At 35.5% G+C, this 12169-nt stretch carries 9 protein-coding genes; 5 read left to right on the top strand and 4 right to left on the bottom strand.

The window, feature by feature from the left end; all coding sequences use genetic code 11:
- Window positions 1-7 precede the first annotated feature (7 nt).
- Both E1171_RS17405 and E1171_RS17400 read right to left on the bottom strand, forming a co-directional pair.
- The gene (locus E1171_RS17405) at window positions 8-1666 is read right to left on the bottom strand and encodes a glycerol-3-phosphate dehydrogenase/oxidase (protein ID WP_155207330.1); all 1659 of its coding nucleotides are present in this window, start codon (window positions 1664-1666) and stop codon (window positions 8-10) included.
- Between the two features lie 187 nt (window positions 1667-1853).
- Window positions 1854-2456 (bottom strand): Crp/Fnr family transcriptional regulator, encoded by a 603-nt coding sequence (locus E1171_RS17400; protein ID WP_155207329.1) that lies wholly within the window; start codon window positions 2454-2456, stop codon window positions 1854-1856.
- A gap of 764 nt (window positions 2457-3220) precedes the next feature.
- Between E1171_RS17400 and E1171_RS17395 the strand changes: the two genes are divergently transcribed.
- Both E1171_RS17395 and E1171_RS17390 read left to right on the top strand, forming a co-directional pair.
- Window positions 3221-5008, top strand: a complete 1788-nt coding sequence (locus tag E1171_RS17395; protein ID WP_155207328.1) for a cytochrome P450 — start codon at window positions 3221-3223, stop codon at window positions 5006-5008.
- A gap of 267 nt (window positions 5009-5275) precedes the next feature.
- A complete protein-coding gene (locus tag E1171_RS17390; protein WP_155207327.1) occupies window positions 5276-6727 on the top strand; it encodes a pyridoxal phosphate-dependent decarboxylase family protein in 1452 nt (483 codons plus the stop codon).
- 120 nt (window positions 6728-6847) lie between these two features.
- Here the strand turns inward: E1171_RS17390 and murQ are convergent, their stop codons facing one another.
- Window positions 6848-7660: an N-acetylmuramic acid 6-phosphate etherase gene (murQ, locus tag E1171_RS17385; protein WP_155207326.1), complete on the bottom strand. Its 813-nt coding sequence runs from the start codon at window positions 7658-7660 to the stop codon at window positions 6848-6850.
- 203 nt (window positions 7661-7863) lie between these two features.
- On the opposite strand from murQ, the gene E1171_RS17380 reads away from it, so the two are divergent.
- The 3 genes from E1171_RS17380 to E1171_RS17370 all read left to right on the top strand — a co-directional run bounded on the left by E1171_RS17380 (window position 7864) and on the right by E1171_RS17370 (window position 11082).
- Window positions 7864-8967, top strand: coding sequence for an anhydro-N-acetylmuramic acid kinase (locus tag E1171_RS17380; protein WP_246164402.1), 1104 nt, complete (start codon window positions 7864-7866; stop codon window positions 8965-8967).
- Window positions 8968-9397: 430 nt separating this feature from the next.
- Window positions 9398-9946 (top strand): DUF3124 domain-containing protein, encoded by a 549-nt coding sequence (locus E1171_RS17375; RefSeq protein WP_155207325.1) that lies wholly within the window; start codon window positions 9398-9400, stop codon window positions 9944-9946.
- 152 nt (window positions 9947-10098) lie between these two features.
- Entirely contained in the window at window positions 10099-11082 is a 984-nt protein-coding gene (locus E1171_RS17370; RefSeq protein WP_155207324.1) for a bile acid:sodium symporter family protein, read from the top strand.
- Between the two features lie 132 nt (window positions 11083-11214).
- Here E1171_RS17370 and E1171_RS17365 read toward each other — a convergent pair whose 3' ends face one another.
- Entirely contained in the window at window positions 11215-11943 is a 729-nt protein-coding gene (locus E1171_RS17365) for a superoxide dismutase (protein ID WP_155207323.1), read from the bottom strand.
- Window positions 11944-12169: the final 226 nt, after the last annotated feature.

The following is a 12169-nucleotide window of genomic DNA, read 5'->3' as shown; positions in this document are numbered from 1 at the left end:
AAATTTTTTAAGCTCTCTTTCTGGTTTTTGGTTGCTCTAGGGCAGGAACTGTTAACCTATCAATTAATTCCTTTTTTTCCAGGTCCAATTGATTTGGTGTCCATTCCAGTAATTCAGCTGCATAATTACAGATAGTTTCTAGGTTCTCAGGAGAAGGGAGGCCCAGACTTCCTAAACCTGTCCTTCGTAAAAATATATCGGTAAGTTTATAAGCACTTTCTTGTTTAATAGCCCAATAAACTTGCACTAACATTTCTCCTTCTTCATTTAGTACTTGTCCCAATCGTGTTTCGCTATCAGCAAGTCGTAATAATTTTGGGGCAATTGTTCCATAAAGTTTTCCTATGGTTTGCACACTTTTGGAAGGTAAATTGGGGAACTTCTTTTCTAACATTTTTAGAAAAATAGGAAGGTTTTTAATGTCTCCCCCAAATAGTGGCTTTTTACTGCTTTGGGATGAGACCTTTCCTTTTCCAAAATCTTTATCCAACTGCAAAACTACGTGCTCGGCAAGGTTTCGACTTGTGGTATACTTTCCTCCTTCAACAGAAAGACAACCTTTAACCCCTTCTTTGGCGTGATCAACTATTTCATATTTACGGGAGGCCTTGTACGATTCCTCAGTTTGATCATCAACCAAGGGACGCAAACCTCCATAGGCAGCCAGAACATCTTTATATTGGATAACTTCTTTTTCCAAAGCCTCATTGACCTCCTGAATCAATTCTTGAATGCTTTCCGAGGTAACTCGGTATTCATCTGGTTTTCCGTGGTAGGTTTTATCAGTGGTTCCTATTAGGGAATGGTTTCGCCAAGGAATTATAAACGCATGTCTTCCTGAAGCTGTTACCAAAGAAATAGTGTTATTTATGGCAAGTTTTCTTGTTAGTATATGAATTCCTTCAGAACGTATCAGGCTTTTTTGTTTCTTTTGTCCAGGAAGAAAATTAAGAATTTCATCTACCCAAGCACCTGCACAATTGATAGTTTTTTTTGCCCTTATCTCTATTTTCTTGTGACTAAGGAGGTCTTCTGCTAATACCCCTTTTACTTCTTGCCCCTCCGTAATAAAATTCTCTACCTTCCAATAATTTCCTAACTTAGCCCCTAACTGATGAGCTGATTCTAGGAATGTAAGGGTAAGCCTTTCGGGGTGATAGCTTTGGCAATCGTAAAATACCAGGCCTCCTTCCAAATTATTCATTGTCTTTAAAAGGGGCTCCTCTTCTAGTACTTTTTCCTTATTCCAAAGTTTATGATTAGGCAGTTTTTTAGATCTATCCCATGTAAATGATTTATCATAGGATAATAGATCGTAGAGAAACATTCCAATCCTTAAAGTGATGTTTTGTAGCCAGTTTCCTTTTTTTCTTGGAATAATGAAGGGTAGAGGATATACTAAATTAGGGGCAATATTGCTCAAAGTTTTTCTTTCTTTTAAGGACTCCCTAACAAGACCCCACTCCAAGTTTTTTAAATAACGTAGTCCTCCGTGAATTAGCTTGGAGGTAGCTGCTGAAGTGCCTCCCCCAAAATCGGATTTTTCTAATAGGACTACTTTGTATCCTTTTAATGCCGCTTCATAAGCAATGGCTGCCCCTGTTATGCCTCCTCCTACAATGCACAAATCGAAGGAAAGATGATCTTCGGCACTGAAACGTTTCATGACCTGATGTTTTTGTTTCTGCCAATTTCCATAGGAATAACGAGAATTCCTTTACCATTTGTTAAAAAAGCATATTTTGTCCTGCAAAAAGAAGTTATTTGACCAATTTTGAAATCATTTGTTTGCCTGAAAAGGTAGTTTTCCAACCTGTTAGACCGGAAGTTAAAGAGTAAAAAGAGCCAATCTTTTAATTTGTATTTATGTTCAGCAATTGTTTTCTGATACGACTAAGGGATGGTGGTGAAATTCCCAAAAAAGAGGCTATATACCCTAAAGGAATATGATCCATTAAGTCTTTATGATCTTTCAAAAGTTTTCGATATCGATCTTCTGCTGTTAGATGAATAAAATCATAAAGCCTCTGTTGAGTGTCCATATACATTTCCTGAATGATCAACCTTCCCAGACGTTCCCAATTATGGAATTGATAGAACAAACCTTCCAGGTGTTCTTTTGAAATGATTAGTACCTCTACCTTTGTAACACATTGTATGATTTCCTGAGAGGGTTTTTCACTGATATAGCTGGGTAGGGCAGTTAAAAAGGTAGAAGGTTTGTTTATATCTCTGGTTACTTCTCCGGTGGGAGATTGGGAATAGATTCGAGTGTATCCTGATAAAAGAAAGAACATTTTCCTGCATATATGTCCTGGTTTCAACAGGAAGTCATGCTTTTGTAGCTGTTGGACCTCTACATATGGCAAAACCGCTTCCCATTCCTTCTGGTTTATCTCCACAAATCGTTGTACTGTTTCAAAAATTGTTTGAAGGTTTTTATAAAGGGGGGCCATTTCAAAAAAAATAAAGTTTGTTCTAAAAAGATAAATGATGGAGAATAGAGAGAATCTTATAAAAAATGAAACTTGTACAAAAAGAATTTACCTTCTCTCTTCTCTGATCGAGGCAAAAAATAGGAAGATTTTTCTTAATTCTCTATCCTAATATAAATTTTTTCTTTCTGTGTATTTCTTAATTGTTTTAAATATCGAAGATTTCTGAGGCAATCGGAAGTGATTTTATTCTTATATAATTGATTTGATTACCAAAGTTGGTATAAAATTAAAAAATGGGTTGACAGTAAAAATTCAAAGTACTGGGAGTCCATTTTATCATTTGTATTCCTTGTCTATGGATTGGAATCTTAAATTTTAGAGAGTTATAGTGGTAAGTCCGGCAGACTCTTAGGAGTTTTATTAAAGAATAAAACCATAATAGTTTACTGGAAAAAATTAGTCAAATTAATACCGAGTCTTATTCTGAAAATGGATGAATTTTTTTTCAGTTAGAAATCTATCAAAATTCTTGAGAAATTAGTAATTAATACCTTCCTGATTTAAAGAGAACATATTTGCTCTTTTGTTCTTATCGGGTTCTTTGATTTGATACTAGATCCACTTTCTTCTTCATTCAATGTGATTACTTTTTCTCTAAAGGAAAAACAATAATATTTTGATGAAATTTTCCTTAAAACCACCATTTGGTTGGTGGTAAATTCTTTGGATAAGATTAATAATTGTTCTAAATTCAGTTTGCTCTTTAAAAAAAAAATTCGATTATGACATTAATTAAATTGGCAAATAATGCCGATATCCAGCCTGGAAAAATCCTTGAGGTAACCCTGGATGAAGACAAATTCATTCTCTTAGAAAATAAAGGGAAAATCAAAGCCTTTCAGGCTAACTGCCCACATCAAGGAGCACCCCTGGCGGAGGGACAAATAAAAAATGGACATTTGGTTTGTCCTCTACATCATTGGCATTTTTCCTGTGAAAATGGAATGAATAAAGAGCATGATACTTGTTTAAAGAGCTTTCCCATAACAATAAGAAATAAGGAAGTCTTAATTGATCCTAAAGTGCTTGGGAGGGAGAAAAAAAGTGCTGAGGATGCCCCAATTCAAAGTATAAAAGACCTTCCCTCACCAAAAGGTACTTTTTTACTAGGGAACTTACCGGAATTCCAAAATCAGGAAAAACATTTGGTTTTAGAAAAATGGGTAGAAGAATGCGGGAAGTTGTTTAAGATTAATCTTTTGGGTAAGGAATTTGTCGTTTCAGCTGATCCAGATCTTAATCATCAGATTCTTAAACATCGTCCAGATATGTTCAGAAGGTTTTTTAAGATTAGTGAGATTATGGAAGAAATGGGAATTATGGGAGTTTTTAACGCTGAAGGAAATGCATGGAAGAAGCATAGAAAGTTGACCTCGGAAGCATTAAACATGCGAAATATTAAGGGCTTTTTCCCTACCATTTCTCAAGTTACCCACCGATTGTTTAGGAAGTTAAAGGCTTTTGATGTTGAAGGAAAAGAAGTTGATGTCCAAAAATTGATGATGCGTTATACTGTAGATATTACCACAGTCATTGCTTTTGGATATCCTATGAATACTTTGGAAAATGAAGGAGATGTTATTCAAGGGCATTTGGAAAAGATTTTTCCTATGGTTAATCAGAGAATTACTGCCCCCCTGACTTACTGGAGATTCTTAAAATTAAGAAAAGATAGGGAACTTGATAATGCTCTATTGGAAATAGAGAAAACCATAATGGATTTCATTTCCGAGGCCAGGAATAGATTAAAGCAAAATCCTGATCTTAAAGAAAAACCGGGAAATTTTTTAGAGGCCCTTTTGGTACAACAAGAAAAAGAGGGAAACTTCTCGGATCATGAAGTCTTTGGAAATGTTTTCACTTTGTTATTGGCAGGAGAAGATACTACTTCAAATTCTATTTCCTGGGCTTTGTTTTACTTGGCCCAAAATCCTGCAGCAGTGAAAAAAATAAGACAGGAAACTCAATCTATTTTTCCTAGTACCTCTCACCCGGTTGATTATGAGATGATTAATCGATTGAAGTATACAGAAGCCGTGGCAATGGAAGCTATTAGGCTAAAACCAGTTACTCCAAATCTCTATTTTCAAGCATTAGAAGACACACAAATTAATAATTTTCTATTTAAACAAGGGACCACTATCATGATGCAAAATAAAGTTGCTCAAACTAGTGATGATAATTTTGCCGAAGCTGGTAAATTTATCCCCGAAAGATGGTTGAAGACTGGGTGTCCCGTTCATGGAGCTCATAAACCAGAAATGATTAAAGCTTTTGGGTCAGGTCCCAGATTCTGCCCAGGAAAAAATTTAGCCATGCATGAGATGATAATGTCTCTTTCGATGATTTGTAAAAATTTTGATTTGGAATTAGTGGTTAAACCCGAAAAAGTAAAAGAGATTTTTGCCTTTACCATGTATCCTGAAAATTTGTGGCTTAGGTTTAAAACATTGGACCCAGCAAAGGATAATGTTGGTAGGACTGAAGATTTAAATATGAAGAATTTTTAAGGATTTAAAATTCTCTTTTTTATTAAATCATTGCATTTGCCGGTTTGGATAATTTTAGCTAAATCTAGCTTTTAGCATTCTGGGAATTGAAGTTAAGTACTCTGTATTAATCAGGCTTTTGGAGTAATTGTAATAATTACTTCCAAAAAGAAGTAAAAAATATTACCTTCATTTTTTTCCAAATGGAAAGGGTAGCCCCCAATTTTTTATAAATGAAAGAACATTTAATCACAGCTGACATTGTACCTGGGAAGAAAGCTTATAATTATGATTGAAAGGATTAAAGAGCTAGAGGAACTTTCCCGTTTATTAGACCCGGATGAAAAACGAAGAAATGACTGGAATTCAAGAGTATTGGCGTATGCCAATTCTTTTTTAAATAATTTGGGGGAAGCAAAAGTATATCAGACTTCTAATGGAATAGATCGGGAATCTATTTATGATTACGATATTTCTGAACAAGGTGTGGATTTGGACTTACTGTTAGGAGGAATAAAAAAGAATATTGATACGCCAGGGATCAATGCCGCATCCGGAGGACATTTAGGATATATTCCAGGTGGAGGAATATATCCTGCCGCATTGGGAGATTATTTGGCTGCTGTTACTAATCGTTATGCAGGCATTTTTTATGCTGCTCCAGGGGCGGTCAAGCTTGAAAATATGCTTATTCGCTGGATGTGCCGATTAATGGGGTTTCCTTCTGATGCTGCAGGAAATCTAACTTCCGGCGGGTCTATAGCCAACTTGACTGCAGTAATCACGGCAAGGGAGGCGGCAAGTCTAAAAGCAAGAGATTTTCACCGTGCTGTTATTTATTTAAGCAAGGAAGCCCATCATTCTCTTCAAAAAGCTTTGAAGATTGCGGGTTTAGCCGAAGCACAAATCCGTTATATCCCACTGGATGAAGATCTTAAGTTGTCTGTTGATGCATTAAAAACCGCCATTGAAGAAGATAAATCGAATAACCTGATTCCATTTTTTATTAATGCTTCCTTAGGAACGACCAATACAGGAACTGTGGACCCCATTGGTCCTATTGGAAGAATAGCAGCTGATTATAAAATTTGGTTTCATGTGGATGCTGCTTATGGGGGTTTCTTCAAATTGGTGGATGAATGTAGTCCAGCATTTAATGGTGTGGAAAAAGCGGACTCCATAACACTTGATCCTCATAAGGGTTTATTTCTTCCTTTTGGAACCGGAGCGGTATTAATTAAAGACCATAAAGCCGTGCACAATGCTCACCATTATATGGCAGATTATTTACAAGATGCTGAGGGTGGAAATGAAAATGTTATTAGCGAAGAAGTAAGTCCTGCCGATGTATCTCCAGAATTGACCAAACATTTTCGAGGATTACGTGTATGGCTTCCCTTGAAATTATTTGGGTTAAAGGCTTTTCGAGCCGCTTTAGAGGAGAAAATTTACCTTGCACGTTATTTCCAAGAACAGGTTCAACAAGTTCCGGGATTTGAAATAGGACCAGGACCGGATCTTTCTATTGGAATTTTTCGATATGTTCCTAAAAACCAGGATGCAAATAAATTTAATCAATGGCTTTTGGAAGAAATACTAGAGGATGGTAGGATTTTTCTTTCTTCTACTACTATTGATGGTGTGTTTTGGATCAGAGTGGCGGTTTTGTCTTTTCGTGCTCACTTAAAGCAAATAGATTTAGCTTTGAAGATAATAAAGGAAAAAGCTGAAGGATTGTAGTGATTTTTGAATAATTAATAGTGAATAATTTCCTCCATAGAGTCTAAAAAAAGAATCTATTTAGATGGGATAAAGAAATTAGTCCGGCTTAAATTTTCACTATTAATTATTCAGTATTATTTAACTTCTGTTTTCAAGGGCTTCTTTTACAGACCCGTACTGCTCCAATAGTGAAGTGGCTTCTTTTTCTGAGATTTCTAACTCCTCCATTAATTGCCGGATTCCTCTATTTATCAATTTTTTATTGCTGAGTTGCATATTGATCATTTTGTTTCCTTTTACCCTTCCTATTCGTATCATTAAAGCAGTGGATATCATATTGAGGACAAGTTTTTGGGAAGTACCACTTTTCATTCGGGTACTTCCTGTTACAAACTCAGGACCTACTACTACTTCAATTGGGATATCTGCGGCTAAGGCCAAAGGAGAACCAGGATTATTTGTAAGGCCCCCAGTTATTACTTTTTTTTCCTTAGCATATGCAATTCCGCCTAAAACGTATGGGGTGGTTCCGGAGGAAGCTATTCCGAGGAGAGTATCGTTTTCATTTAATTGATAGGGCTCTAGGTCTTCTGCTGCCTGATTAAGACTGTCCTCAGCAAACTCCACAGCCTTCCGAATGGCTTTGTCCCCTCCGGCAATCAGTCCTATTACTCGGTCTGCCGCCATTCCATAAGTAGGAGGGATTTCCGAGGCGTCTAAAATCCCTAACCTTCCACTGGTTCCAGCACCTATATAAAATAGTCTTCCACCTTTTAGAAAGCCAGGAATTGCTTTCTCCACAAATTGTTCAATTTGGGGAATTACATTTTGGACGGCTTTAGCAACTTTTTGATCTTCTTTATTAATATTGCTTAATATTTCATTGGTACTCATTGTTTCCAGGTCTTCATATATGGAAGCCTGTTCTGTGATCTTTTCTGCCACTTTCATTTTTTTCAATTATTTTTGGTATTCTTTGAAAGAATTGGAGTAACTATTTTATTCTGTTTTTAGGGAATCTAGAAGTTGATTCCCTCGAATTTTATGCTACAGAGCGAAATAGAATCTGTTAACCGTTGAATGATTGGATAAATTGAACGTAAAACTCTGCAATTTATCATTAAACTTTAATTTTCCTGGAAAAAAAATTGGCTATGAGTAGGAATATGAAAGAATTTCGAGTTGTAGGATTAATGTCAGGAACTTCTTTGGATGGGCTAGACCTGGCATATTGTGTATTTGAAGAAACTGCAAATGGCTGGTCGTTCAAATTAATTCATCAGCAAAATATTGCCTATTCCAAATACTGGGAAAATAGATTAAGACAAGCTATCAATTTGTCTGCTTTGGAATTGCTATTGCTACATCATGAATATGGAAGTTGGTTAGGGAAGCAGGTAAGGGATTTTATCCAAGCCCATGATCTTTCCGTTGATTTCGTAAGTAGTCATGGACACACCGTTTTTCATCAACCAGCTAAAGGAATCACTTTTCAGGTTGGATCCGGACAACACCTTGCAAATGCATGTGAAGAAAAGGTGATATGTGATTTTCGTTCTCAGGATGTTGCTCTGGGAGGGCAGGGTGCTCCATTGGTGCCCATTGGTGATCAGATTTTATTTAGGGACTATGATTTTTGTTTGAATCTGGGGGGTATTGCTAATGTTTCTTTTGAATGGAAGGGAAATAGGGTGGCCTATGACCTTGCTCCCATGAATATGCTTTTGAATTACTTTACTGGTAAAATTGGAAAGTCCTATGATTATAATGGAGAAATAGGACGGTCAGGCCATTTAAACTCAACTTTATTAAAGGAGCTGAATCAATTAAAATATTACCAGCAAGGGTTTCCAAAATCTTTGGGGTATGAATGGTTTGCCGATCAAGTGATTCCCATTTTTAATAAATCCAATATCTCCGTGGCAGATTGTCTCCATACTTCCGTACATCACATTGCCTATCAAATAGCCACGGAATTATTGGAATTTAATGAAAGTGGTCATGGTAAATTATTGATTACCGGTGGAGGGGCTAAAAATAGTTTTTTTATTGATACCTTAAGTGGTCTGCTAAAGGGAAAAATTGAGGTAGTGATTCCTGAAGAATCTATCATTGATTACAAGGAAGCTATAATTTTTGGTTTTATGGGAGTAAGAAGGTTAGCTAATGAAGTGAATTGTCTCAGATCCGTAACAGGTGCCTCAGCTGATTGTAGCTCAGGGATGATTTATTTACCGAATGGTTCAAGTGTGAATTAAAAAAATGATTTGAAAAAGGAAGGTTTCTATAAAATTCCTCCTTTAACCTTCTTAATGTTTACTAAGAAGGGTTTATTTAGAAGGGTTGTTTTTTATTGTATTTCTGCTTTGATTGTATTGTGGTTTTTTTTGATAATTAATTTGTTATCTATAGCTTATTGAAGCTATACTTAAAATAATATTTTCAGATTTTTCTCTTCTTATAAGAAGGAGGATATAGTTGTTGGTAAAAACATTGGAGTAATTTATATCTGGTTGAATTTTGATGAAAATATAGTTTTCAAACCTCAGGTATTTTTTTTAGTTCTCGAAGAAATAATCCTTTTTGACATGATTTAATTCTGAATAGTTAGTTTATTCTTTTGTTTTGATTTTAGTAATTTAAAGACAGGAAATTTGGATTTTAGTTTTGTATACTTAAGCAGGATTAATGGTGAGAAGTAAAGTTAGTTGGGTAATTTATATTTATGGTTTTTTGAACCTCTTATTTTTTATTTCTTGTAGGCAAAGGACTGGAGACCAAAACCAAGAAGTGCTAAAATTAGAGGGGGAAAAGCAAAAAGAAAAGCTGGATTTAATAGTTAAATCCGCTGTTGTTGGGGAGACTGTATATGTTCCTGTGTACTCTCATATTTATTACCGGAATACAAAGCGTGCCTTCAATTTATCGGCTTTACTAAGTATTCGAAATACGGACCTGAAACATTCACTACATATTAATTTGGTTAACTTTTATGATAATGATGGTGAGTTGGTGAGAGTTTATCTTGATAACCCCATTATTGTTGCTCCCTTAGCTTCAGTCGATTATTTTGTTCCGGCAAATTATAAAGGAGGAATTGGTGCCAATTTTATTGTGGAGTGGTCGGCAAAGGAGCATGTCAATAACCCAATTGTACAAAGTGTAATGATAGGAACTGGAGGAAATCAGGGGATTTCTTTTGTATGTGATGGAGTAGTCATAGAACCTTCCCATTAAAAAGAGCTTATTTGGATAAATTATTAGAGTACTTCAATTAAATTCGCCCAGAGGGGAGGAAATTGATATAGGCAATTTTATTACAACCCAGTCCGTTTCTTTTCCAAAGTTTTCAATTAGGGGCTAAACTTTTTTATTGCCCAGAGTTTTCAATGAAACATATATTTAAAATTAATGAATTCATAGGAAAAACTTTAGCCTTTTGGATTCTATTGGTAGCCCTGTTGGCCTTTATTATTCCTGAGAATTTTAAATGGATAGCTCCTTTCATTCCCTATTTATTGGGACTGATAATGTTTGGAATGGGCCTATCTTTACAGCCCAAAGACTTTTCAGAGGTAGTAAGGCGGCCAAAAGATGTGTTCATTGGACTCTTAACTCAGTTTCTTTTAATGCCATTATTGGCTTTTAGTCTGTCCTGGGTTTTGAATTTACCCACAGAAGTAGCAATTGGAGTATTATTGGTGGGATGTTGCCCTGGAGGAACGGCTTCAAATGTGATTACCTATATTTCTGGTGGGGATGTACCATTGTCCATTACCATTACTTCTTTATCGACCCTCTTGGCGCCTTTACTTACACCTTTATTAATGTGGATTTTTGCGAGTCAGTGGATTTCTATTTCTTTAATTGAAATGTTTTGGTCAATTTTTCAAATTATTCTTATTCCTATTGTTTTTGGAGTATTTATTCGGACCTATTTTAAGAAACAGGTGGAGGCTAGTGTGGAAATTTTGCCTACTATTTCCATTATTAGTATTGCCGCAATTGTAGGGGCAATAATTGCCTTAAATAAAGAAAATATATTTTCTTCAGGTATACTCATTTCCTCCGTAGTGGTAATTCATAATTTATTGGGCTTATTTTTGGGTTATGGCATGGCACAGTTGTTTAAATTGCCATTAGCTAAAAGAAAGGCAATTTCCATTGAGGTAGGAATGCAAAATTCAGGATTGGCGACGGTTTTGGCAACGGCTTATTTTTCACCCTTAGTTGCTGTGCCAGGAGCCCTCTTTAGTGTTTGGCATAATATTTCCGGAACTTTATTAGCTAGTTGGTGGAGGAAAAGAGGGGTAAATGACAAAATTAAAACAGAAACACCTGATTTACAGGAAGAAAAGGTAGATGGGTATTAAGGCCATTTATAATGAGAACTTTTCTTTCCCTATGATTCTATTAAAAAAATGGGGGCCAGTGCCATTTAAACTAACTTTTCTTCCCTTGATTTTAGTTTCTTGATTTAATTTAATGTATCAAAGGGATTTATTTTATTTTCTTTTCTTTTTACAAAACATTTCCAATCTTTTTGAGATATTTTTCCAGTCGACAACCTTGAAAAATGCCTTTATATATTCATCTCTCTTATTTTTGTATTTAAGGTAGTAGGCATGTTCCCAAACATCTAAGACAAGCAATGGATGAGTAATCCATTGAGTTAAATTTTGATGTTTTTCAGCTTGATGAATCACCAATTTATCTGCATAAGGTTGATAAGCTAAAATTCCCCATCCCGAACCCTCCACAGCATTAGTAGAAGCCATGAAGTAATCTTTGAATTTCCCATAGGAGCCAAAATCTTTTGCCATATACTCTTTTAGTTTGGCTGATTTTTCTCCTGGCGTTGGTGACATGTTTTTCCAAAAGATGGAATGCAGAAAATGTCCCGATCCGTGAAATGCTATTTCTCTTTCCCAATGTTTTATGAGTGAGAAATCTCCTGCTTGGATTGCTTCATTAATTTTTTTTGTTGCGGTATTTAAGCCGTTTACATATCCTTGATGGTGAATATCATGATGGAGCTTCATAGTTTCCTTGTCAATGGAAGGTTCAAGGGCATCATAGGCATAGGGTAAAGGAGGAAGGATATATTCTCCCTTATCATTAACAATTTTATAATCATGATCCCGAAAATTGTTAGAGGCAAATGCCCAGTTTCCTGTCGTCAAAGAAGTTAAACCCAGAGCGGTTGTAGTTTTTAGAAAAGTTCTCTTATCCATGTTGATAGATTTTGCCAGATATGGCAAACTTTTATGTTTTTTTAACCTTTTAGTATAAAGATTTATTCGGATAACATTAGGGTAAAGGATAAGGGTTCAGAGGGAAAAGAAAATGTTATCTTTTAGGAGGACATTTGACTGTGGATGTTTAGCAAAACCACAGGAATCAATAACAATTTCATATTTACTTCTGACTTTTTACTCTTTAATTTTCCTAATATTAATT

The sequence above is a fragment of the Xanthovirga aplysinae genome (genome assembly GCF_009711365.1).
Classification (GTDB): Bacteria; Bacteroidota; Bacteroidia; order Cytophagales; family Cyclobacteriaceae; genus Xanthovirga; species Xanthovirga aplysinae.
Note: the sequence above shows the minus strand (reverse complement) of the source record. Positions and strands in the feature narration are given on the sequence as shown.

Coding starts and splice junctions, on each gene's coding strand:
- E1171_RS17390 (WP_155207327.1), top strand. CDS start 5,276: ATGATTGAAAGGATTAAAGAGCTAGAGGAACTTTCCCGTTTATTAGAC.
- E1171_RS17380 (WP_246164402.1), top strand. CDS start 7,864: ATGAGTAGGAATATGAAAGAATTTCGAGTTGTAGGATTAATGTCAGGA.
- E1171_RS17365 (WP_155207323.1), bottom strand. CDS start 11,943: ATGGATAAGAGAACTTTTCTAAAAACTACAACCGCTCTGGGTTTAACT.
- E1171_RS17405 (WP_155207330.1), bottom strand. CDS start 1,666: ATGAAACGTTTCAGTGCCGAAGATCATCTTTCCTTCGATTTGTGCATT.
- E1171_RS17370 (WP_155207324.1), top strand. CDS start 10,099: ATGAAACATATATTTAAAATTAATGAATTCATAGGAAAAACTTTAGCC.
- E1171_RS17375 (WP_155207325.1), top strand. CDS start 9,398: ATGGTGAGAAGTAAAGTTAGTTGGGTAATTTATATTTATGGTTTTTTG.
- E1171_RS17395 (WP_155207328.1), top strand. CDS start 3,221: ATGACATTAATTAAATTGGCAAATAATGCCGATATCCAGCCTGGAAAA.
- murQ (WP_155207326.1), bottom strand. CDS start 7,660: ATGAAAGTGGCAGAAAAGATCACAGAACAGGCTTCCATATATGAAGAC.
- E1171_RS17400 (WP_155207329.1), bottom strand. CDS start 2,456: ATGGCCCCCCTTTATAAAAACCTTCAAACAATTTTTGAAACAGTACAA.